This window comes from Cellulomonas sp. JH27-2 (assembly GCF_014837175.1).
GTDB lineage: Bacteria > Actinomycetota > Actinomycetes > Actinomycetales > Cellulomonadaceae > Cellulomonas.
Map to the genome: position 1 here is coordinate 782,171 of NZ_JACYFR010000002.1, position 21,941 is coordinate 804,111.

Below are 21,941 nucleotides of genomic sequence, written 5' to 3' on the forward strand. Positions count from 1 at the left end.
GTCCCTGCGTTGGTGGCGCCGAGCGCTCCGCTGACCCGACCGCCTCGTGCCTGGTAGATCGTTCAGGGCGGGGCGTCCGGCTGCCTGCGTGCGTTCACGCAGTTCGGGTGGGGGACACGGAAACGAAGGGGGGGAACCATGGTTCCGCAGCGGCACTTCCGTTCCGGTGTCGCGGCGCAGCCCACGTGGAAGAGGGTGTGCCGCAATCGGAGCGGGCGTGATTCATGGTTCAGCCCCCGTCGACCTTCAGTGGGTGCCTGCCGGTAGATCTGAAGCCCGACCCCGAGGAGGCCCCCATGGAAACCCCACCACCACCAGCCCGCCCGCGTCACGCGCCGGGTTCGATTCGGCTCGAGCACCAACGCCGCACCCTGACCGGGGCTGCCGCCACGGACGCTGAGCACGCGCTCGACCTTCACCTCGCCGCCGGCATGTCCCTCCCGGCCGCGCTCCGAGCGGTTGCCGATGAGGTGGCCATGGCGCTCGCCGAAGCCGTCCTCTGCCAGCCTCGAAACCACACCCGCGAGGCAGCCCTCGCCGACCTCGCCGTCGCACTCCGCGACGAAGCGACACTCATCGACCACCGGAGCCGCCCATGACCGTGACCACCTACCCCCGCATGACCGCCGGGATGGACCCCACCATCCGACTCGCCGGGGTGACCTGGCGCGGGCCGGGCGTGCCGGCCGCTGTCGCGCATCTGACCGCTGCTCGTCCCACCGGCTGGGACCTTGAGCACGCCCTCCAGGTGCTCGCCGCCCGGACCGCCCTCGACGCTTGTGCGCTACTGATCAGCGGCAGGACCGCCCACGGCTACCGGCAGGCCCAGCTTGCCGTCGCACTCGAAGCCGAGGCCCCGCTTCACCGGGAGCGGCCATGAACGCGACCAACGACGCCGTGCAGCCCGGTCGTACGACGTTGCCGGCGTGGGGTGCGGACCGTCTCGGTGCGGCCCTATCCGGCCGGCCCGACGTGAGCGCCGCGTTCGGCTCTGCGCTCACCTGCGACCAGGCGACCGCCGTCCACGCGAGCCTCTGGGAGATGGGACGGGGCTCCACCGCCTCCGTGGTGCGCGGGGAGCACCACCGCCGCTGCGGCGACCTACACGACTGGCGGATCGAACGCCCGCTGAGCTGGGATCTCCCGGAACATGCCGCCCAGACCGTCGCTCACCTGATGACCCTGCCGGGTGTGGTCGACACGGTCGCGACAGCGTGGCTCAGCCCCGCATCCGAGCTCGAGCTCGTCCTCAGGGCGCTCGGGTGCCAGGACGGCGCAGACCGGTGGGTCAGCGCATGTGCAGCCGCAGACGAAGCGTGGGCGCACGCGACCGGAATCGACATCGAGGAGACGCCATGATCACCGCCGACCCCGTGACCGCCGCGTTCGACCGTCACCAGCGTGCTGCCGTGCTCGTCGGCGGCGTCCTCGGCGACCAGGCCGTGGCGTCCGAGCTCGCACCTCATCTGACGTGCGATGAAGCCGACGCGCTCTGCGCCGGGCTGGGGCTCCTGCGCCGCTGGGAGGACGGCCTCGAGCTCCTCCGTCAGCACGCCGACGCGGATGAGGCTTGCGGCGATGACGCGGACCGTCACGCCCCGCTTCACGGCCACGAGGAGGCGCTACGCCTGCACCTGGGGGCGATCGTCGAGGCCGCGCTCACCGACCCACGGGAGGCCCTATGACCACACTCGAGCACGCGAGCGTGCTCACCGGACGGGCCGGGACGCTCCGAATCGTGCCGGCGGTGGCCGGGCCCGGCGGCTGGGACCGCATCGACGCCCAATGCCAGACGGTGCTCGACCTCGCCGCTGCGGGCCTAGAACCCGACTCACGTGCCGCCGCTCGGGCGCGTGTGCTGTGGGGCTGCGACGCTCGCGTGCTGTGCAGTCGATAGCCGACCCAGACAGACAAGAACGCCCGCACCGATGGTCTGGTGCGGGCGTTCTGTCGTTGGCCGCAGGTGGGGTCACACACCCGGCACCTGAGCCTGGAAAGGGGTCGCGACCGGCCCAATATCGATCTGTGGCGCCGTCACCAGGACGACCGTGCCGGGGTCCGCGGTACCGCCCCGGAGAGTGCGAACGGTGATGGCGAATGTCGAGTTTCCGGTCGCCCACGCGGGTGTGGCGACAACGGACGCGGTCACACGCTGCCAACCGCCGGTCGTGGTGATGTTGGTGTTCACGGCTGTGGCGATCCACACCCACGAGGGCGTCTGCACCCGCGCGCTGACGTTCAGAGGGGTGCCGGCGGGCGCGTTGATCCAGACCGAGACGGTGTAGGCCGTGCCTGCTGTGAGCACGCCCAACGGCGGCGGTGTCGTGCCCTGAGACCACGGGCTGAGCTGCATTCCCCAGTCGTGGTCGGAGGCACCGACGACGAACCGCGCTGCTCTTCCTGCGACCGGCGCATCTGTGACAGCAACGGTGGTCCAGGGGGTCTCAGTACCGAGGCTGTCCATATGCCCGTCGAAGCCGCCGAGGCTGTTCGTGTCGGTGCCGAGCTTGCTGACGGTCTGCAGGCTGGGGTCGAACCACGCCAGGACGTTTCTGGTCGTCGCTTCATGCCCCCAATCTGTGCCGCCGACCATCGCCCATGACTGCCAGGACGCACCCGCCGGCACACCAAGCTGACCGGCGGACGGTGGGACATCGGGTAGCGCGGTGAGAGCCGTTTTGGTCGGCACGCCGCCGCCCCACGAGCTCAGCACCCACACGCGAGTGCCAGCGCGTACGTGCTTGCCGTAGATGATGTAGCCCGCCTGCCCACCCGCGGAGTTGCTGGTGAATGCGCGGATGGTGACACCCGCGCTTGGTGGGTTCGCCGCGGTCCAGCCGGCGGTGTCCGTGGGGTAGCTGTCGTGCCCGTCCCACCAGGTTTCCGCTGCCGATGCGAGGTGCTTGAGGTCGGCCTGCACGGCGGCCTCGGACGCGCGGGCCTTCTGCCCGAGGAACACCGGGATAGCGATGCCGGAGAGGATGCCGATGATGATGACGACGACGAGGAGCTCGATGAGGGTGAAGCCCTTATCGGTGCGGCGTGGGGTGCGGGGCTCAGGGAGCTGGTGCGCCTCCGTCTGAGCGCGCAAAGCCGGCCGCGGAGCCACGAACGCCACCAGGTCGGGGAGGGCGATGCGGACGCGCGGACGCACGGTGCCGAGGCCGACCTCGTGGACGGGGAGGACCCCCGCACGGATGGCACGCGTGAAAGTCGCTCGTGATAGGCCGGTGACGTCCTGACATTCCGCAATCGACAGGAACTGCGGGGCTTCCGATTGGGTTGGTTGGGTTGGGACGCGTCCCGTGGCGCGATTAAAGGGCATGGGCCAAGGGTAGGTGTCCGACCAGACGCAGAATGAAGCAACCGGACGCAAAACCGTCCATGCCAGCAAATACGCTCTAGGTATCGCCGCGCGATATCCGACAATGCGCTATCGGCGGCCACCTAGAAATGGCACACATCGTGACCCTTCTCGAAAACGAAACCACAAACCCCGCCCCTCAGACTCGTTCAGAACTGCGCGCACACGAGCCGAAGACGAATCGGCGCCAGAAGGCCGTGGTCGCCGGTATTGCGGCGGCTGCGGTCGGTGTTGGCGGCACACTGATCGGCGCCGTATTGACGGACCACGACAGCATCAGAAACAACTACGTGGAGAAGGGGCAGCTCGACATCCAGCTCGTCGGCGCTTCGCCCATCGAGCTCGCCAACGCCGCACCGGGTAGTGAGGTCGAGATGCAGTTCCTCGTCGAAAACGCCGGAACGTTGCCCGCAAAGACGGTGATCACGGCTGCCGACATCGTTGGTGCCGACCTCCTGGGGCTCACGACATCCGACTGGCGCGTCGACGACCAGGCCGGCACGACCTACAGCGACAACACGGACCTAGCCGGCTGGCAGACAGGTGGCCTCGAGCTCACGCTCCCCGCACACGAGCACGCGTCCGTGACCGTGACGGTGCGTGTGCCGGAGACCGTCGACTCCGAAGCGTGGGCCGACGTCAGCGACTCCGCGACGTTCGACCTCAGCGTCGACTCCGAGCAGCTCTTGGACGAGCCGGCCGGTGTCGCGGCGGCCTGGACGGACACCCCGTGAGCATCGCGCTCAACGTAGCCCGGGGTGGGGCGGCGGTGACGCTCGGCCTCGCGGTCGTGGTGCCCGTCTCCCTGCCCTGGGCGGGCATATCCACCGCGACCGTTGGTGGCAGGAGCATGACCCCGACGTACGCGGTCGGGGACATCGTGTGGACGGCGGTGCGCGAGGTGCACGTCGGAGACGTCGTGCGAATCCGGCAGGGCAACGAGAGCTTTGTTCATAGGGTCACGGCGATCGACGACGCGTCAGGTCGCATCCACACCAAGGGCGACGGAAACCCGCACCCCGACCCCGGCACGACCGCACCGGCCGATGTGCATGGCGTCGTGGTCGCTCACGCTGGCGGCCTACGGGCGGACGCGTGGCGCTACGGCACGACGTGGCCCGCGCGGTCCGCAATGGCGCTGCTCGCCGTCCTCCTATGGCCCACCAGCACGAAGCGCCGCTCCCGCCAGCTGGCGGTCGCACCCGTGCCGTCGCGCGTGGACGACCAGCCCGCCCCGGGACACACAGGGCCGGTTCGTCCGGAGGGCGCGGGTGAGGTGGTGGTGCCGGGAGTGCGGCGGCGACGGGACCTACGGTCAGCCTGAGCGACAAACCCGACGACGACCCCCGCACACCTGCACAAGGGAGCGAGGGTCGCGTCATGCCCAGACGTGCGTCCCTACTTCGATTTGCCGTAGAACTCGACTTCGGTAGGCCGAGCGAGGTCGACCTTCGCCGCTTGACCTGCGCTCGAGTACGTGCCCGCTGCACCGAGGCACCTGGTGTTCACGTCGTCGTCGACGAACTGGTAGACACCGTCGGTAACGACGAAGGACGCGTTCTGCGGGTCGCGGCTCGCTCGGTCGTCGCCGTACTGGCCTGCTCGGGCGACCGCCGTTTCCCCTGGTTCGAGGTCCTTGCCGTGAAGGGTAAGGCCGAACTGACCGGGGATCTCCCACGGCTGGACGCCATCTGGCATCGAGTAGTAGCCATCGTGAACGAAGTTCCAGCCATCGACCCGCACAGTGAAGTCCGAAACGTTGATCTTCTCAGACGATCGGTTCGTCACGGTGACGTCTACGACAGCATCCGCGTCGACGACATCGGGGTCGTGGGTCTTCCAGCCGGACACCCTCGCCCACGTCACGGCGAATGTCGGCGCAGCGCATGGGTCCGCCGATGGGCTAGGACGCGCCGCCTCCGCCGATGGGTGTGAGCTGACGGCCTTTTCGACTTGGGCGCGCACAGCAGCATCCTGTGTGAGCAGGTCGAGGGTGCGCGCGTTGTCGATGGGACTGACCTTCAGTTCGACCTCCGCCTTCGGGTCGAACTGCGTTCCGGCCTTTTGGACTTGGCCGACGACGGCCCAGGTCGTCCAGTGGACAACCGCACCGCCCGCGACCCGCTTCGCGGAGACGTGGTCAAAGCCTGCGTCATTGAGAAGGTCCTCGGCGACGTCGAGCCGTTGCCCCGTCACGTCTGGCACTTCACGGGCCTTGGGACCACCGCAACCGCTAAGAGCGACGACGAGTGCCGTGGCAAACACGGCAACGGCTGCGACTCCACGGGTTGACCTCATCTGAACATCATCGGTCCCGACCGCTGCGTCCTGAACCTCAGTAGAAGACGGGAGGGCTTCGGACGGTCGCGCCGTGTACAGGTCGAGTGTCGCGGTCTACCGTCACCCTGTGACCGAGCAGACGTGGACGCTGCAGGAACTGCGGGACGAGCTAGAGCGGTTCGAGCGGGCTCTGAAGGCGGCGGGAAAGGCGCCCGACACCGTGAACACATACGTCGGGCGGAGCCGGATCTTCCTCCGCTGGCTTGCTGACGACTACGTGCCGCGCTGAGGGCCCACGCCTCGCCGGGCATTTCGCCTCGACCTGTCTGGCGTGGCACGGTGCGGGCGTGACGACGCGACTCCACCCTGACCTAGTCGCGCTTGGGCGACCCGACCTGCTGGTGGGCCGCGATGAGGACGACCTGCTTCCGGCGCTGCTTACTGGTGCGGTCCACGAGGCCGGGCACGCCGTCGCGCGGATGCATCAGGACGTCGATGGCGGCGACCTGGTGCTCCGGCCAGATGGGACGGGTGTCTCTCATGGTGCAACACCGGCACCGCCGCGTTGGGGTGTGCCAGTGCTGCTCGCGGGCGGTGTCGCAGAGGCCGAACTTGCTGTACGCGTGAGTGGCGACGAGGGCGTCAGGGTGGACGCCTACGGCTCCGGCGCCGTCGACCTGGACATCGCGACGTTGCGCGCCCGGCCTGCCGACTGGGTCGACACGCTCGACGAAGCCGTCGCCATCCAGCTCGTCCGCCAGAACTGGGCGGCGGTCCTGCGGCTCGCGGCCGCGCTGCTCGCCGCACCGAACGGCCGGCTCAACTGGGAGCAGCAGACCAACCTTGCCGGGACAATCGCCGAAGCCGACGAGGACGCCGTCATGGACCTACACGAACGGCTCGATGCAGGACAGCTCGAGTTACTCACCGCGCGGGTGCACGCGCATCGCTGAGCGCCCAAGACGCGACAGGACCGTGACTTCAGCACCAGACGACGCCACGCGGCCCGGGGCCCGGGGCCCGGCCAGCACTTCCCAAGAAGCGGGGGCCAGGCGGTAACGGGCTGGCGCATGCTCGCGCGTCGGTGCTGAGTGCGGTCATGCCATGAGTCGCGCGACTGCTGGCCTCCAGGCGGTGCCAGCGGCGCACGAGCAGCACGCGTGCGGCGCATGGAGGTGACCGCAGGAATAGCACGCGTGCGTGCTAGAAATCTATGCCGACAATGTCAGCACGCTAGCGTGCGCGCATTCTGACCTGCAGTTCTAGCTGTATAGACGTTCAAGTATCCTTGACGTAGTTGCGACACCGATCAAGGAGCAGACATGAGCCAGGCAGAACGCACAGCGCTCGACGCGGTCGACCGCGCATGCGCACTGCGACGAACAGCCGAAATCGAACGAGCGCGCGCCATTGCGGCCGCTCGGTCGGCAGGTCTCTCCCTCAAGGTCATCGCAGAGGCCGCCGGGGTCAGCGCGCAGCGAGTGCACCAAATGCTGACGGAGGCCCACTAACCGAAAAGTGAACCGCCGCCCCGGTCCAGGAGGCGGCGGTTCCAAGGAGCCTGAAAAGGAGGCCCCGAATGCGTGCTACCAGTGTAGCCGGCTCTCACGATTCGTCGCTGACGGACGCGACCCGATTCGCACCCAAAGTGCTTGCTCGCGGTGCGTCGACGTACGGGCGCCCACTGCGCTTGGACGGAAATGGCGAACCGCAGCCCATCGACGGCCTATACGTTCAGTTCAAGGACGACCCGACCGCAGGCGCGCTGTATCGGTTCAAGGACCGGCTCATCCTCGCTGACATCGACACGCGCGCCGAGTACCGCACAGTCGTCGGACTCATCGTCGAGCGCGAGCTTGAGACAGGTCGGCCCGCACACGTCGCATGGAAGACCGGGGGGGTGACCGATGATGGCGACGACCGCCTTGCGGTCGTCGTGTCTGACCCTGACCCCGCCTGGCGCCGCCGATTCATTGAAGAGCTGCACCGAACGCACCCGAGGACAGGGCGGTGGGGGAACCAGTACTCGCGCGCCCCGGGGACCATCAACATCAAGCCTGGGGCGCGGTTGACCGTTGGGCACCTGTACGAACTGCTTCCCGCCGGGCCACGGCGAATCAGGCTCAAGGACACTGACGCGAGGATGCTTGACCGGTCAGCCGCATGGCGACGCAAGTATCAGCCAGCCGCCTCGGTGAGCTTCGGATCTGAGGCTCGGAACTCTGAGTCGGCAGGAATCCCTCCATACAAGACACGCCCCAGAGAGCAGTTCGGCACTTACCGCGTCGGTCCGTCTCCTGGCCCATCCCAGTACCCCAGTAGTCACGACGACGTCGATGTGGCCACCCTGCTGGGGTATCTGCCTGCGTGGGCGCAGGCTGCCGCTCGTCTCGACCGGCCGAAGGGTGCACGGTCTGGCCCTGAGTTGGACGTGTGCCGTGGCGCTTTCCTCGCTGGCCTTGCGCCGGTGGACCTGCATCGCATCCTGTGCGCGGTGCCTGCAGGTGGCAGGTGGAGGGCGGACCGGCGGACCGTCGCGACGGCGGCGCAACGCCTGCGGGCCGCTGAGCGGTGGCTGGCCACGCATCCAGGCGCTGGGGAGCGTGTGGTGTCTCCTGAGGCCCGTGCGGCGGCCGTGGCAGTTTGGGACGGCGTGCTGGCGGACGCAGCCGCCACGGGTCTGTCAGCGACCCGATGGGCGGTGCTGCTCCGGCACCGTGTGCTCGGTGTGGATGACGCGAGCGGGTCGTGGCTCGGGTCGGTGCGGGACCTGGCGGTCGGGGTAGACCGCTCGCTCCTGGGCGACGCGCGGGCGGACTTGGCACGGTGGGTGGTGCTGGAACGGCCGGGGTCCGGTGGTCGTGGCCGGGAAGCCGCGTCGTGGGCGTTGGCAGAGCCATTCCGCGAGTCGGCAGGAATCCCACACGAAAGTTCGGGTTCGGTAGAGGTGCTCCGGGCATGGGCAAATGAAGTCGCGAAGCTCGTGGAGGGCGACCTGTGGGCGCCAGCCCATCAAGGCGCGCGCACCGACGAGCAGGCGCCGGAACGGTGTGCGGCGTCTGCTGCGGACGCCCTCGTGCTCGCGGCCGTGACCGTCGGTCTTCCGCTTGACGACCTCCTGCGCATGGTCAACGTTCGTGAGCGGGCGTTCCGTGACTGGACGGCCTCGGCGGCCGGACTGGGCCTTATCGTGCGCGCTGGTCAGCGCTCGGAGTGGCGCGTCGGAGAAGACGTCGACGTCGTCGCCGCCCGAGTCGGTGCCGTAGGCCGTGCCGCCGCGCACCGGGAGGCTGTCGCCCACGAGCGCGCTACCGCTGACGAGGTCGACGCGCTGGCGACTGCGGGCGACGGTGTGGGCATCGGGGCGGTCCGCTACCGGGAACGTCTGCGGACCGCACGTAGAGCCGGCCGTCCCGTGAATCCCGCTCGCCGTGGTGCGCGTCCCGGCGATAGCGAACTCGTGGTGCTGTTTGAGGACGACATTCTCGGGCTCCAGACGGGCTTGACGCAGCGCGACCTACGGAACGGCGCGGCCGGGCTCGTTGACGGTTGGACGGCCCGTTGGGTCGGCGGAGACGTCGAGTCGAAGCGGGCGGTCTACGCGGAGGTCGAGGCGTGGGTGCCGGCGGCGAGCGGCGACACCGCTGCGGTCGCGTCGCCGAGCATCCTCCCGGCCTCGCCCCCGCGCCCGTTCAGCGACCCCGACGCGTTCCAAGACGTCGGAGACTTCACTTGGGACCCCCTTGCTGTCGTGGAGCCGCACACGGCCGCGTAGGCACCCACTGCCTGCCCTCGTCCGCTCTCCCCGGACTCCCCGCTTCTTCCTGAGAGGCGGGGAGTTTCTGTTTGTCCAGTGCGCCGGGTGGGTGCGGAGTTGGGTTAGCACGGTGGCGCGCAGAACGCGGATTTACGTATACACGTTAGGCGATAGAGGGAGTTCTAAACGTACCGTTCTCGCGCATTGACAGGTCAACAAAATGCGTCTGGAGCTGGAGGTATAACTGAAGCATGTCCGATTTATCCGAATCGGCAAACGCTTCAAGTACCGAAAGGCACCAAACATCATGGCACTCAACGCACCCCTCGACCGCACCGGTAACCCCGACGACCTCCTCACCACTGAGGAAGCCGCAACACTGCTCGGAATGTCGTCGCGTTCCTTCGCCGTTGTCCGCTCCGCTGGGATGGAACTCGCGCCCGTCGCCAAACACTGCCGACGCAACATGTACCGCCGCGGTGACGTGTGGGAGATCGCAGACGCCCGTTCAGCGGGCCGAGCAACGATGCGGTGCGAGATCCCCGACTGCACTCTCATCGGCACAGTGAGCCGAGGCGGGTTGTGCCGCCAGCACGCATCGCTCGCCGAGCTCGACGGCACACGCGCCGGACTTCGCGGCCGACCACCCGTCCGGTCCCGCTCCCTGACCCGCGAGGCCCGGTTCGCGACCTACGTGCGCGAGGTCGAGGACGACAAGTGCTACGGCTGGCTCGGTGCCCGTTCCGGGAACGGGTACGGCAACGCCGTCGATGGCGGTCGCTACCGACCAGCGCACATCGTCGGTTTCGAGCTGGCGAGGAAGCGCCCCGTTCGTGAGGGGTACGAACTCGACCACGAGTGCAACCAGCGCGCGTGCGTCCGCGTCGGGCCAGGCCACGTCGTCGAGGTCACCCATGCCGAGAATATGCGCCGCATGGCGGAGCGGCTACGGGCTCGTCGCCTGGCCGAAGCCGAGGCGTACGCCCGCGGCACGCTCACCCTCGACGCCGACTTGGCGGACGCTCTGGGCGACGTGTCCGGAGCGGTGGCGGCGTGAGCTCGCCCACCCTCCCGCCAGGCGCCTCTGTCCACGAGCAGCAGGGGCGCATGGGAGCCGTCCAGCACCTCACCGTGACAGCCGACGCCTACCTGGGCTGGTCGCAGGCTGGCCGTGTCGATGCGCTCGTCGAGACCGTACTGCTCCTGGACGGGGCTTTGGCGCGTGGGTGGGATGCTCGGTCCCTCGCGTGGGTGGTGGAGCAGCATGCCGTGCTCGGCACGATGCCGCCCGCCAGGGTGCTGCACGTCCCACAGAGGTGGCCGGACGACGAAGACGAGGACGCCCAGCCCGAGCCTGTTGCGACGGTGATTGACCTGGTGGCCTGGCGCGCCCGCCGCCGTCAGCCGATCGACCACGGACCTACGCGTCCGACCCGTCCGACGAAGCTCACAAGCTGACCGCTGGCGCACGTCCCGCCCTCCTGACGGCCCAGAACGTGCCCACGGTCCGGCTGGCGGCCTGCGCCCATCTCAGGTCCTCAGAACTCGTCCTCGCACGTGGTCCTGGACGTGGCGTGCTGGGCCTCGACGACCGGCTCGTGACGGCGACCGGGCTCGGGTGGGAGCAAGGGCGTGCGCTCGGGTGGGAAGCCCGGGATGGACGGCAAGTGGAGGCCACGGAGCGGTTCCCCGGTGTTGAGCACCTGGAGGACGACGTGCCGCCCTGGTGAGCGACTCATGTGGGACCCGAGGTCTCACCGTGAGAGACGGGCGAAAGTGAGCCCATCGGGACTGTACGGCCCGCCGGGTGGTCGTTTCGCCGTCGGAACGGCCCGCCTGCGCCTAGTAGGTAGAGAGCAACTGCGCTCTCCCTACTGATCGGAGCCACGATGCACAGCCACAGCCAGGTCACGAGCCGCCAGATCCGTCAGCGCCGTGAGGAATCCGAACGCCTCGCGAGAGTCCTCGCAGCGACAGCACACCGCCTCACGACGGCTGAGAACGACATGCACCTGCTTGTTGCTGCACGCGCCGCCTACGCCATCGGGGTGCAGCTCGACGACCACCGACGATGGACGCAGCACGCCGCCCTCACCAGCACCGACCCGGCTGTGCTGACGCTCCTGCACCGGATTCAGACGCTCATGCAGGTGCTCGACCTCCTGCACGCGAAGCACCGGGAAGCCCTCGACCGCGGGTGGGCAGTGCTCAAGGGCGACAACGGCCACGAGCCGGACCACCGCCCGGGACTGCGCCACAACATCCAGGTCGTCCACGGAGGCGCACCCGGCCTGGGCAAGCGGGCCTGAGGCGAAGAGTCGTGCCCAAACGTCGCCAGCAAGGGTTGTTCTAGCTCGACAGGATCCACGTGTAGCTGCCGTCGCTCCAGTCGATCGTCGCGTCGTATGGCCAGCCCAGATACGTGCCGTCGTCGTTGTCCTTGTACCGCGCGAGGCACTCGTAGGTCGTCGATTGTGCGTCGAGGTCGTTCGTCGAGCCACCCCCGGTCGCGGTGCAGTTAACGCTCTTGATGGGCCCTGTGAGCACACCGTCCTTGACCTGCTTCTTGGCGTCCTTCTTCACGGTCGCCTCAAGGTCGGTCACGGTCTCGGCCCTGACCGCACGCTCGGCGTCGTCCGCTGCGTGCTGGTCGGCGGCTGCCTGGTCTGCGGCGGCTTGCGCGGCGGCGGCCTTCTCAGCAGCGGCCGATGCCGAGGCTGCAGCGGATGCGGACGCAGTTGCGGCACGGTTGTCTTCGGCTTGCTGGTTCTGGGTCACGGCTACGGCCGTTCCGATACCGGCCACCAGTAGAACTGCGACGACGACGACGCCGATACGCAGGAGGGTCTGCTTGTTCGTGCCCTTCTTGACGTACGGCTTGCCGCAGTGGGGGCAGAACGCGCCCGGCGTCTGCGAAAGTGCGGCGCAGTGCGGGCAGACGCGCGTAGGGACTGGTGGCTGTTCGGTCACGGCGCCAGGCTAGGGGCTCCGGTCGCACCGAATGTGGGACGCAGGCGCGCTCGCGGCCGATTCACCCGGTGGCCCACGTCGCACGAGCTGACCCGAGACGACGTTCCGCGCCCTTCTCCCGCCCTAGTACGGCCCCCGACTTGCCGGCGCCCACACCCGGCGTTTGAGGCCCGCAGGTGCCCGCCACGCACCCAGGTCGCCCCGTCCGGAACGCCGTCGACCGGTCCCGGTACGCACGAAGCGCCGCCCGGGCCCGTGATGCTGGGAGGGACCGGGCGGCGCTCGTTGGGTGGGTGAGCAGGAGGCTAAGCGGCGTCCCACATTTCGACGGGCTCCCACAGGCCAGCCTCGGGGTCGACGACGGTGCCTTGACGCCAGGTGTCGAGCCGCGCGGGCTGGGATGGGAGCGGTAGACCAGCAGGAGCCGTCGTGGGGAAGTTCCTCTCCACCTTCCAGGTCTCTGGGCCAGCCAGCAGCCGCCCGGGCAGCCAGCCCTGGAGGCGGACGAGCCCGTCAGTGGATGCGAAGACCCCGCGTGCTGGCGGTGGGCCCCACTGGATGCCTCGCCGGGACGCGGCGGCGACCAGGCGCTTCGCGGACTTCTGCGACAGGACGTGCCAGATCTGCCCTAGACCCGCAGCCTGGTAGGCACCAACGATGTCGGCGTAGTCGTTGACGGTGCCCGTCTTACGTTCCAGTTCTACGGCCCACTGTCCGCCGATCGCATCGACGGCGCCGAGGTCCGGCGGGTGCACACCGAGCTTGCCGGGGATTGAGACCGTCCATGAAGTGACGACCTGCACGCGTCGTTCCCCGATCTTGGTGGGCCGCTCGAGGGAAAGGATGTCTCGCTCGCTGGTGACCTCGAACCCGGACCGGCGGTACCACGCTGCAAGGTGAGCGACGCCAACGGTGTGACGAGCCATCGCCGGAGACGGCCTCGGCGGCCCGAGGGTCACCCGAAGCTCTGTGCCAGGGACGTGATGGGGGCCGAGCAGCCCCGCACCACGGGAAGTCGCCGTCCACGCAGTGGCCGTCGTGGCGCGCATCGCGCCGTCCGCTGCAACGAGATCGAGAGGAACAGGGTCGGCGCGCACCGCACCAACCGCATGAAGCCTGCGCCACGACTTCCGCACCCCATACGTAGACGCGCCGAGGTAGCCGACTGCCGCGTCCGGTCGCATATAGCCGAAGCGCACCAATGCGCGCAGGAGCTCGAAATCGAGCCGGGTTAGTTCGGTGCGGTGCTGGGGTGCCGACATTGGTCTTCTCCTATGTGTCATTGATGAACGCTCACCGCAAACGGTAGGTGTAGGCGCCGGCAAGAATGCGAACAACCGGGCCTGGCAGTGTGCCCACCCAGTGGGCACGGCATTGGGACCACGAAGTCGGGGCACTGACCTGCGTGAATGCGAGATTCGTCCGGGAGCGTTTCAGAAGCTCGTGTTAGGTGGTAGTGGGGTTGTTCTGTTGGTCGAGGCGGGGTGGGTGGCTGCGTGCGCTTGTGGTCGCATCTGGCTCTCGGGGTGAGCAGGTTGGGGCGAGGGTGTGTCACCAGCCCGGCTGGTCTTCCGGTCCGGATCCGACGGCTTCCTCACCACCTGCACCACAGCCTCATCTGAACCTTCCCGATCCGACGAGCCACAGGGTGAACGGGCAGGGTCGGGCGGTTCGACCGGTGCGCTGTCCAACGCAAGATGGCGCAGAAGAGTTGAGTGGGGGTGGTGCGTGCGCTGGTGCGCAGGTGGCGGTTCGCCGGTTCGGCTGCGCTGGGCCAGCCCACGCCATCGCTCGCAAGCTCGCTTGGCTGCTGGCCCGCTCCGCCTCCCGGCTCGTGCATGGTTGAGAACTGCCCGTGTGGTCCCGCTGCTACGCCGTGATGCTCTGCGTGGGGAGGGTTGGGCGACAAGGAGAACCGCGCCCTTGGTGACCTGGCCGTGGTGCGCTCGCCGCGCAGGCTGCTCTCCGGTTCATGGCGCGGCAGGTCGAAGCTTGACGGGCGCGGTGGGTGAGTCGAGCCGGTGGTGGGGGTGAGCCAGTCGGGGGCCGTGCGTGATGGCGCGGTGGGGTGGCGCGGTCGCTGCGCCGGGGAGTCGGACGCGTGCGGTGCCGGGGTGCCGAGGTGTCCCGCGGTTCACTCAGGTTCGGGAAGTGCCAACGCGTTCCGGAGCATGACGAGCCGCAGGCGACGCGCAGAGCCCGGTCCCGCTCTATGGTCCTACCGTGACGGAGTTCCTCGTATCCCAACCGTGGCTGCCGACCCGACAGCCGAAAGCGCGTGTCTTTCACTACACGTCGGCCGCTGGCCTGCTCGGAATCCTGATGGACAGTGAGCTGCGCGCTACCGAAGCCGCGGCGCTGAACGACAGGTCAGAAATCGCGAAGGGTTGGCGCATCGTGCATCGGTGGCTTGAGAGCCTCCCTGATGTGGTGGAGACCGACGACCTCAGGACTTCGCTCGAGCCAAGTTCGTACTTCCGAGATGCGACGTCTCCGTCGGGCACCTTTGTCCTATGTGCATCAGAGGAAGGCGACGACGCGAACCAGTGGCGCCTGTACGGTGATAACGGCCGCGGATACGCAATCGAACTCGACTCCACCGTCCCACTGGCGGTCGTTTCAGACCAGGAGCGTCGACCGCAAACCGTTCCGGACGGGAGGGTGGTGAGTTTTCACACCCTCGAGGACGCCTCCACCGTGTCGCCTTGGACCAAAGTCCTGTACCGGAAGCGGCACGCGCGAACTGCACTCGACGAGCTCCGCGAGTGGGCAGCGCCGAGGCTCGCGCACGCGCAGGAGGCGCCGTGGTCGCCTGAAGACCCTAGCCTCCGCCAGGGGGCGGAAGCGTTCGCCTACTCCGACGTCGAGATGGGACTTAGTACGATTGCCAGTTCGTACAAGGTGCGCGGGTTCTCCGGCGAGAACGAAGCACGAGTGTTCGTCACTTTCACACTCGGTGACCGGCACGCGTTGTACCGGCCGAGCCCAGCGGGGGTCGTGCGTTACCTCCGGCTCGCGGTGTCCGATGGGGCCCCGGCCATGTTCAAGGGCACCGAACATGGGCGGCTGCCGATCAAGTCGGTCCGTCTCGGTCCAGCAATCGACCGCAAGGCAGGACGGCTGACAGTTGAGTCTCTCCTGCGGCGGGCCGGATACGAGAACGTAAAGGTAGCCGCGTCGAAGGTGCGTCTCCGCTAGGACGCCGTGGTGAGTGGCTGGTGAGGTACCGTGCTGACGTATAGACATCCCTCGTCGACTGGATAACTCACATGGCGCAGCGCGTAATCACCACACTTGTTTCAGATGTCGATGGCGGTGAGGCAGACGAGACCGTCACCTTCGGCCTCGACGGCGTGACGTACGAGATCGACCTCAGCAGTTCTCAGGCAGCCGAGCTTCGCGACGCTTTCGCGAAGTGGACGACCGCTGGTCGTCGTGTGGGTCGTTCGTCCGCTACGGCTCGCCCTGCTCGTGCTCGCGATGGACGTGCCGACAGCGACGCGGCTGCGATTCGCGAATGGGCCAAGGGCGCCGGCCTCGAGATCTCCGAGCGCGGCAGGGTCAGCTCCGAGATTCGCGCGAAGTACGAAGCCCGCTGACCGCACCCAGCCGCACCAACGACAGGACGCCGCCTTCCACCTTCGGGAGGCGGCGTCCTGTCGTTGGTGACTCCGAAACGCGACGCAGACGCACGCCCTGGCAATAAACGACCATATTCACCCTCTCATCGCAGCGACCACGACACACTGTGCGAAGTGGCTGGCGTGCGTTGACGACGAAAGGAGTAGCCGATGCCGGAGCGGGTCTTCTCTGAGACAACCGATAGAGGTCGCGTCGACGTACTGCGAGACGGCACTGACGCAGCTCTGACGTGGACACCTCATACAAGCGGCGCAACGGTCGAGCTCGCGCGCATCGAACCCTCGCAGGGCATCGTCCGGATCTTCCCGAAGACCCCGGCCGGGGATGAGATGGAGGACCAGTACACCCGGATCCGTGAGTTCCAGATCGAGCTTTCCCTACTTCCTTCGCTCGACCTTGACGAGCCCGTCGGCGAAGGCGAGTACGGCGAGTGGGTGCTGGCAGGGCTCCCAAGGCGCTTCGGCAGCACCTTCTGGATGGGCCTTGGTCTGCCGCGCCGCTACCGCAGGATCATCAGGGTCATCGAGGACCACACCGATTGCACGGTCGTCCGGTTCGGTCCGCAGGGACGTGAAGGTACCGACGACGAGGAGACGTTCCACATCAGCCTGGAGAGGTACGACGCCTACACCGTCGCCGTCGAGCGGACACACGGTCGTGGCGACACCGCGGTCGATCGGGTCAACGCGGCGGAGGCGCACAACGCGGTAGCTGGCCCTCTCGGGCTCGCTCCACTTACGCCGCATCCTGGACGCCACCCGATGATCCAGTTGCTCACCCGAGCTGTCGCCGGCGACGTGGCTTTGGACGCCGACGATCAACATGTGCTGGTCGAGAGCGTCCGGTCCGCGTCGCCGCGAATCGCTTCCGAGAATCCCGTCGCGTTCGGCAAGCTCCGCGATGACATCGAACTGGTGTCGCTCGAGGAACTCATCAAGCGCTACCAGGTGAACCTCGCGCGAGAGAAGCGAGAGCCTGCGTGGCAGGAGTTCTTCAAGAACAACCCATTTGCTCTCCAGCAGATGTTCGCGGCACCAGTCATTCTGTACGGGACCGAACTGCAGGTCCGATACCCCAACCTGTTCCGCCGTGGCGGACGCATCGCTGACTTTGTCCTGATCAACACGGTCACGCGCTCCGTGTACGTCGTTGAGATCAAAACGCCAGGGGCTGGGCTGACGGGCAAGGTGTACCGCGGCACAGAGGGGTCGGAGGTACACCTGCCGGGCAAGGACCTAGCCGGTGCCGTCGCGCAGGTCACTGCCCAGGTCGAGTCGGCGCGACTGGAAATGGCCGCGATCATCGAAAAGACCCCCGGTGCAGAAACGGTGGACACGCTCGACGTGCGCGGGGCAGTCATCGTCGGTCGGATCTCTGAGCTCGAGGGTGAGCAAGGCGAGTCGTTCCGACGCTTTCGCACCGGCCTGCGAGATGTTGACGTCCTTACCTTTGACGAAGTACTGGAACGGCTCGTTGGCCTGCGCGAGTACCTAAGCACCAGAGATGGTGGCAGCGCGAGCAGCTAGAGGCCCCGCTCGCGAAGCAAATGCCACGCCTGGTTCGTCATGTAGTAAGCCGCCATGTACTGGTTTGCGATGATAGCGAACGACCCCTGGGCGGTGAACAGACGAGTGCCGTCCCCGTCAGGTGCAGACGCGGGAACGACGCCCGGCCTGCCCAGCAGCGAGTGTGGGAGCGCATGCGCCGCCCCCGATCCAACTCTCCAGCCGAGCACCACCTCTCGGGCAGCGTCCGGCGGGAACGCGATGCTCGCAGCGACTTCGATCGTCCGTGTTGTGTTGAAGGTTGACTTCTCGCCACTACCGAGCCGCACCACCGCAAGTTCCCGGCGGCGCTGTTCAACGCGTTCGAGGACCTTCTGGGTGCCTGTGTGCTCTGGGGCGTGTTCGAGCAGGCCGGCCAGGAAGAGCCGATGCTGGTCGTAGGAGAAGGCCGTGTACTCGCGTGCGCGTTTGACCCGTAGTGCTCGCTCGGGCGGCGCAAGCATCCACACCGCGATGCTTCCAGACACCAGGGCCGTACGGACGAGCGTCTGATGCGCGAGGGCCAGGAGCGTGCCCTGGACTTCCCCCAGCGGTTCGAGGTGGACGCGAACCGCATAGAGGTGCTCGACGGCGGAAGCGATACTGAACCAGGCGACTTGCGATGCAGCGAATGGCGGCCAGTCGGTGTCATCACCCTTGAGCTGGGAGCCCGACCCCGGTACGAACGTCGACACCTTCTGCCATTGGTCGACGATCGGGAACGTGGCCAGCACGAGACGCTGCAGGCGCGCTTCGTCTTCCAGGTCCACGTCGCCCGGATAGGGGACCTCGCTCTCAGGTCGTTCTGCCACAATCCGATCCTGGCGAGCAGCCGCGTGACTGGCTAGACCCACCCGTTGGGGCTCACGTCGAAACCGTCGGCGATCTGCTGTGCCCGAGCGCTCACGACTGGCGGGGCGGCGCAGTACCGCGACGGGCGAATCCCTGCCCGACGCAGTAACCATGGCAGTTCCCGAAAGTGAAACCGTCGGTCGGCTCAGAGCGGCCAGGGGTGCACGGACCAGCCGTTCTGGTTCTGCAAGTGCAGAATGCGACCACCTACTGGCACCAGGAGCCATAAGTCTGTGAGCGGAGCAAGAGGAAGTGTCCCCGTAGTGGAAACCGTCTCTGCTTCCATGAGGCTGATGAGCAGGTCTCCGGGCATCGCGGACGCGTGCACCGTAACCGCGAGGTGAAGTTCATCAAGGCCCGAGGCGACGAGTTTGTCGCGGTTGTCGACGAACCACGGCGCGGTCGTCTGACTGACCAGCCAAGATTCCAGTTCCGGCAAGTCGCGACGGATGAGTCCGCCGAAACCGTTGGGGTGGAGGCTGAGTTCGCCGGCACCCGTTAAGCTTGCGCCAACCCGCGCGACGCTGATCTGGTTGCCGTACGCCCACGACCTTGCGGGTGTCAGTGACGCACTTGACGCCGGCAGAAGCGCGGAGCTGTTGACCCCGACGGCTTCACATTCAGCGACGAGCGCAGGTCCGTACTTCCGGAGATCGCGAATGGTCACGGTGAGCGGGTAGATCAACATCCAGCGGTCGGTCCCTGGCACAGGCAACGTATCGCCGGTGATGCTCTCGAGCTTGAGCTCGTTGGGATCGATGACTCGCGTCACCTCGATTGCGGCGCGGCGACCATCCTCATGTTCGATGACGCCGTCAACCATCCGCGGCGTCGTGTTGTCGTCGAACTGACGGATCGGTGATCCGACGAGCACGCTCACGACGGCCAGGACGCCCGCCTCGTGCGGAGACAAGTCCTTGCCCATCCCTCCAGCCTAGAGACGAGCGGGCTACCCTGCGCCGCGCACGCAAGTCGATTAGGGGTTGCGCGGAGTTTGCTCTCGTACCGGCTTCCCGGGCATCGCCGCATCCCAGGGCGCCTCAGCGTCGGATCATTAGCCACGGCGCCCGAGACGCATGGGTCGTCGGCATCCAGACGAACCCGAGGCGCTCAAAGAAGCGCACCCTGCGAGCCCTGCTCCAGTCGTCATCACTCTCGTCCGGCATGATGACGTGTGCCCACGACGGCGTGGCCTCGATCCAGTAGGTCATCAGTTCAGTGCCGATGCCCGCTTCTCGGTGCGTCTCGGCGATGCACATGAGCGACGCGAACGGCACAACGTCCGCATCTCCGAGATGCTCGACGTTCGCCAGGAACGAGTCCCATGCGCAGAACTCCCGCTGAAGCAGGCCACCTACGACCGCACCGTCGAGTTCCGCTACGAGCCATCCGTGCCCGTTGCGGTTCAGCGCGACGAGTCCGTCGTGCCAGTGCGCGAACACTGCCACGAGAGCGGGAAAGTCGCCGGCCTGAGCGGGGCGTATAACGAGACTCACGCGACGACCGTAGCGTCGACGCAGCTGGTCGCCGGCGCTACCCTGGCCCCGTCCCGGCTTCGAGCCGTCCCTGGCGCCGCGCAGATGAGGCAGGCCCACGGTGCGGACCGCGACGTGAGCGCGGCGCGCACCACCTCCGTTCGAGGTGGCCGTGCCCTGCTCCAAGCTCCCGTATCCGACGCCGCGGGCTGCTGCCCGTGCACTGAGAGCCATCCGAGCCCGGACAGCGCCGGGTCGCCGTGCCCCAGTCGCGATCCATCCGTGCCCCGAGTGCCGCTGCTGGCATCTGACGTCGCGACGCCCGTCTGGTCGCCGGCCGAGCTGGGCGCGGTACGTCCAGTGACTCACCGGGCCGGCACGCGACTGGGCGTCCCGCCGGCCCGGGTTGGTGACGTGACGACGTTGGGTGGCCGCGACCCGCTGATCAGCGCCGATGCCTAGCTGGCTGCCCGATTGGGGTGTCTGTGGGGAACATTCTTGGCCCTTGAGTGTGGGTCCTTTACGTTTCTTGTCGTCGAAGCAACCGCTCGGACAGACCCAAAAACGCAAAGGACCCACACCTTGACCCTCGCGACCTCCGCTCTTCGCACTTCCGGCCCCCCGCCGCTTGACCAGGCATTCACCCGGACCGTCGACATGCGTGCGCCCCTTGCCCGCGCACTAGGCGACTTGGCCGGCATCACGAATGTCGTTCGCCTAACCGACGAACTCCGGGCCAGCGGCGAGAACCGAGGCATTCTGCGGTTCGACCCGGTCGTGTTTGACCCGGCTGCTCTGGCGGAGCGTGCGCGGGAGTTCCGCGTTGACGGCTGGAAGGCGCGTGTCGACCTGACGTTGCGGCCGTCGGAGGACCTCCTCGGGTGGCTCGTGCCCGCAGCGGATGTGACGGTGCTGGACGGTGACGGGCAGACGGTGACCGGCTTCAGCGTCACAGCGGAGAGCCGCCACCCGATGGATGTGGACCGGCTCGAGTCCAGTCTCGTGCGGGCGGTGGAGGGGTACCTGTGGACCCACGGATTGGCTTGCGCGCACGACCTCAAGCAGGTCGGCGAACGGGAGTGTCAGCCCGACGGCTCGGTCGTTGTGCCGTACTCACTGGACGTTTACCCCGATGACGACTTCGACATCCACGTGCAGATGGCTGACAGGCGCGAAGACGACGACTGACCGTGACTTCACGCCCCGGGTCGCCATCGTCGAGAACGGTTCGGTGGTGGCGACCCGGGATTGGACGGTCGAGCGCAGTACCGTCTGTCCCATGGACCGCGACTGGGCGATCGAAGAACTCCGCGCTTTCCTCCGCGCCACGGACCAAGTCGGATACGACAACACCCCTGGAAGCGGCGTTGTCGTCTTGGGCACCCACTCCCGTGAGTCCGGCGAGAAGATCGCGGAGCGAGCGCACGTCGTTGAGCAGATCCTTGACCGGACTCTCCGTGCATGGCGTGAAGAGGTTGCCAAGGAGCCTCGGCTCAAGGGCTCCAGGCGATGGGCGTCACTACGAGAGTGGGCAGCGCGTGGGCTTGCGGCCTTGGAGCGCGAAACGGAGCTCGCCGAGAAGCTTGGAGACGTCTCGCCTCAGATGAGTGCGGGCGGCCTGCACCCTTGGGTGTGGGAGCCGGCGATGAAACTCTGGCAGGACGGGCACTTCCGCGCGGCTCTTCACACGGTGGCGTCGAGCCTCACGTCCCAGGTGCAGGCAAAGACGGGCCGGTTCGACGTGGCCGACAAGACGCTGTTCGAGCAGACGCTCAGCCTGTCGGCTCCGACGCCTGGAAAGCCTCGGCTTCGTGTCGTGGAAGATGACGGCTCGCCGACGTACCGCTCCGTACAGGAGGGCGCGATGCACTTTGGTGTCGGCCTCTGCCAGGGCGTTCGGAACGTCACAGCCCACGAAACGGACGAACTCGACGAGCAAGTCGCGCTTGAGCGCCTCGCGGCCTACAGCGTCCTCGCGCGTTGGATCGATGGCGCGGACGTGGCGGAAGCAGTCGAGGTCTAGATCAGTGCGGGTCGTTAGGTACCGGGCTGGGAAG

25 protein-coding genes are annotated in these 21,941 nt (G+C 67.5%); 17 read left to right on the forward strand and 8 right to left on the reverse strand.

All coding sequences use genetic code 11. The features are described 5' to 3' along the window. Nucleotides 1-296 precede the first annotated feature (296 nt). Genes IC607_RS08570 through IC607_RS08585 form a run of 4 tightly spaced genes read left to right on the forward strand, consistent with a single transcriptional unit; the run spans nucleotide 297 to nucleotide 1,685 of the window. On the forward strand, nucleotides 297-599 hold the full coding sequence (locus IC607_RS08570) for a hypothetical protein (protein ID WP_191786905.1): 303 nt from the start codon (nucleotides 297-299) through the stop codon (nucleotides 597-599). Then, nucleotides 596-880, forward strand: a complete 285-nt coding sequence (locus tag IC607_RS08575) for a hypothetical protein (RefSeq protein ID WP_191786906.1) — start codon at nucleotides 596-598, stop codon at nucleotides 878-880. The genes IC607_RS08570 and IC607_RS08575 overlap by 4 nt, the downstream gene beginning before the upstream one ends. Further along, nucleotides 877-1,359, forward strand: coding sequence for a hypothetical protein (locus IC607_RS08580; protein ID WP_191786907.1), 483 nt, complete (start codon nucleotides 877-879; stop codon nucleotides 1,357-1,359). The genes IC607_RS08575 and IC607_RS08580 overlap by 4 nt, the downstream gene beginning before the upstream one ends. Further along, nucleotides 1,356-1,685 (forward strand): hypothetical protein, encoded by a 330-nt coding sequence (locus tag IC607_RS08585; protein ID WP_191786908.1) that lies wholly within the window; start codon nucleotides 1,356-1,358, stop codon nucleotides 1,683-1,685. The genes IC607_RS08580 and IC607_RS08585 overlap by 4 nt, the downstream gene beginning before the upstream one ends. Before the next feature lie 284 nt (nucleotides 1,686-1,969). On the opposite strand, the gene IC607_RS08590 is transcribed toward IC607_RS08585, so the two are convergent. Then, nucleotides 1,970-3,325: a prepilin-type N-terminal cleavage/methylation domain-containing protein gene (locus IC607_RS08590; RefSeq protein WP_191786909.1), complete on the reverse strand. Its 1,356-nt coding sequence runs from the start codon at nucleotides 3,323-3,325 to the stop codon at nucleotides 1,970-1,972. A 140-nt stretch (nucleotides 3,326-3,465) separates the two neighbouring features. On the opposite strand from IC607_RS08590, the gene IC607_RS08595 reads away from it, so the two are divergent. Together IC607_RS08595 and IC607_RS08600 are read left to right on the forward strand one after the other, a co-directional pair. Further along, entirely contained in the window at nucleotides 3,466-4,098 is a 633-nt protein-coding gene (locus IC607_RS08595) for a TasA family protein (RefSeq protein ID WP_191786910.1), read from the forward strand. Next, nucleotides 4,095-4,688, forward strand: coding sequence for a hypothetical protein (locus IC607_RS08600; protein WP_191786911.1), 594 nt, complete (start codon nucleotides 4,095-4,097; stop codon nucleotides 4,686-4,688). The genes IC607_RS08595 and IC607_RS08600 overlap by 4 nt, the downstream gene beginning before the upstream one ends. 74 nt (nucleotides 4,689-4,762) lie before the next feature. Here the strand turns inward: IC607_RS08600 and IC607_RS08605 are convergent, their stop codons facing one another. After that, nucleotides 4,763-5,662: a PASTA domain-containing protein gene (locus tag IC607_RS08605; RefSeq protein WP_191786912.1), complete on the reverse strand. Its 900-nt coding sequence runs from the start codon at nucleotides 5,660-5,662 to the stop codon at nucleotides 4,763-4,765. Nucleotides 5,663-5,771: 109 nt separating this feature from the next. Here IC607_RS08605 and IC607_RS08610 point away from each other — a divergent pair, with 109 nt between their 5' ends. Next, complete coding sequence (locus IC607_RS08610) at nucleotides 5,772-5,933, forward strand: hypothetical protein (RefSeq protein ID WP_191786913.1); 162 nt, start codon at nucleotides 5,772-5,774, stop codon at nucleotides 5,931-5,933. Nucleotides 5,934-6,015: 82 nt separating this feature from the next. On the opposite strand, the gene IC607_RS08615 is transcribed toward IC607_RS08610, so the two are convergent. Continuing rightward, nucleotides 6,016-6,186, reverse strand: a complete 171-nt coding sequence (locus IC607_RS08615) for a hypothetical protein (RefSeq protein WP_191786914.1) — start codon at nucleotides 6,184-6,186, stop codon at nucleotides 6,016-6,018. 30 nt (nucleotides 6,187-6,216) lie between these two features. On the opposite strand from IC607_RS08615, the gene IC607_RS08620 reads away from it, so the two are divergent. The 5 genes from IC607_RS08620 (at nucleotide 6,217) to IC607_RS08640 (ending at nucleotide 11,710) form a co-directional block, all read left to right on the forward strand. Continuing rightward, entirely contained in the window at nucleotides 6,217-6,597 is a 381-nt protein-coding gene (locus IC607_RS08620) for a hypothetical protein (RefSeq protein WP_191786915.1), read from the forward strand. Nucleotides 6,598-7,223: 626 nt separating this feature from the next. Then, nucleotides 7,224-9,419: a hypothetical protein gene (locus IC607_RS08625; protein ID WP_191786916.1), complete on the forward strand. Its 2,196-nt coding sequence runs from the start codon at nucleotides 7,224-7,226 to the stop codon at nucleotides 9,417-9,419. Nucleotides 9,420-9,708: 289 nt separating this feature from the next. Further along, nucleotides 9,709-10,458 (forward strand): hypothetical protein, encoded by a 750-nt coding sequence (locus IC607_RS08630; protein WP_191786917.1) that lies wholly within the window; start codon nucleotides 9,709-9,711, stop codon nucleotides 10,456-10,458. A gap of 50 nt (nucleotides 10,459-10,508) precedes the next feature. After that, nucleotides 10,509-10,859 carry a hypothetical protein gene (locus IC607_RS08635; RefSeq protein ID WP_191786918.1) on the forward strand — a complete coding sequence of 117 codons (351 nt, stop codon included), beginning with the start codon at nucleotides 10,509-10,511 and terminating at the stop codon, nucleotides 10,857-10,859. A gap of 548 nt (nucleotides 10,860-11,407) precedes the next feature. Then, nucleotides 11,408-11,710: a hypothetical protein gene (locus IC607_RS08640; protein WP_191786919.1), complete on the forward strand. Its 303-nt coding sequence runs from the start codon at nucleotides 11,408-11,410 to the stop codon at nucleotides 11,708-11,710. Between the two features lie 40 nt (nucleotides 11,711-11,750). Here the strand turns inward: IC607_RS08640 and IC607_RS08645 are convergent, their stop codons facing one another. Then, complete coding sequence (locus IC607_RS08645; protein ID WP_191786920.1) at nucleotides 11,751-12,371, reverse strand: zinc ribbon domain-containing protein; 621 nt, start codon at nucleotides 12,369-12,371, stop codon at nucleotides 11,751-11,753. Between the two features lie 305 nt (nucleotides 12,372-12,676). Continuing rightward, the gene (locus tag IC607_RS08650) at nucleotides 12,677-13,633 is read right to left on the reverse strand and encodes a hypothetical protein (protein ID WP_191786921.1); all 957 of its coding nucleotides are present in this window, start codon (nucleotides 13,631-13,633) and stop codon (nucleotides 12,677-12,679) included. 961 nt (nucleotides 13,634-14,594) lie between these two features. Here IC607_RS08650 and IC607_RS08655 point away from each other — a divergent pair. From IC607_RS08655 to IC607_RS08665, 3 genes are all read left to right on the forward strand, one after another. Beyond that, complete coding sequence (locus IC607_RS08655; RefSeq protein WP_191786922.1) at nucleotides 14,595-15,569, forward strand: DUF2971 domain-containing protein; 975 nt, start codon at nucleotides 14,595-14,597, stop codon at nucleotides 15,567-15,569. 71 nt (nucleotides 15,570-15,640) lie between these two features. Further along, nucleotides 15,641-15,970 (forward strand): Lsr2 family protein, encoded by a 330-nt coding sequence (locus IC607_RS08660; protein WP_191786923.1) that lies wholly within the window; start codon nucleotides 15,641-15,643, stop codon nucleotides 15,968-15,970. A gap of 192 nt (nucleotides 15,971-16,162) precedes the next feature. Beyond that, complete coding sequence (locus IC607_RS08665) at nucleotides 16,163-17,539, forward strand: Shedu immune nuclease family protein (RefSeq protein WP_191786924.1); 1,377 nt, start codon at nucleotides 16,163-16,165, stop codon at nucleotides 17,537-17,539. Here the strand turns inward: IC607_RS08665 and IC607_RS08670 are convergent. The 3 genes from IC607_RS08670 to IC607_RS08680 form a co-directional block, all read right to left on the reverse strand. Then, on the reverse strand, nucleotides 17,536-18,369 hold the full coding sequence (locus tag IC607_RS08670) for a hypothetical protein (protein ID WP_191786925.1): 834 nt from the start codon (nucleotides 18,367-18,369) through the stop codon (nucleotides 17,536-17,538). The genes IC607_RS08665 and IC607_RS08670 overlap by 4 nt on opposite strands. A gap of 185 nt (nucleotides 18,370-18,554) precedes the next feature. Further along, the gene (locus IC607_RS08675) at nucleotides 18,555-19,334 is read right to left on the reverse strand and encodes a hypothetical protein (protein ID WP_191786926.1); all 780 of its coding nucleotides are present in this window, start codon (nucleotides 19,332-19,334) and stop codon (nucleotides 18,555-18,557) included. A gap of 115 nt (nucleotides 19,335-19,449) precedes the next feature. Beyond that, the gene (locus tag IC607_RS08680) at nucleotides 19,450-19,905 is read right to left on the reverse strand and encodes a GNAT family N-acetyltransferase (RefSeq protein WP_191786927.1); all 456 of its coding nucleotides are present in this window, start codon (nucleotides 19,903-19,905) and stop codon (nucleotides 19,450-19,452) included. A gap of 561 nt (nucleotides 19,906-20,466) precedes the next feature. On the opposite strand from IC607_RS08680, the gene IC607_RS08685 reads away from it, so the two are divergent. Both IC607_RS08685 and IC607_RS08690 read left to right on the forward strand, forming a co-directional pair. Further along, a complete protein-coding gene (locus IC607_RS08685; RefSeq protein WP_191786928.1) occupies nucleotides 20,467-21,072 on the forward strand; it encodes a hypothetical protein in 606 nt (201 codons plus the stop codon). 91 nt (nucleotides 21,073-21,163) lie between these two features. Next, a complete protein-coding gene (locus IC607_RS08690) occupies nucleotides 21,164-21,907 on the forward strand; it encodes a TIGR02391 family protein (protein WP_191786929.1) in 744 nt (247 codons plus the stop codon). Nucleotides 21,908-21,941 lie beyond the last annotated feature (34 nt).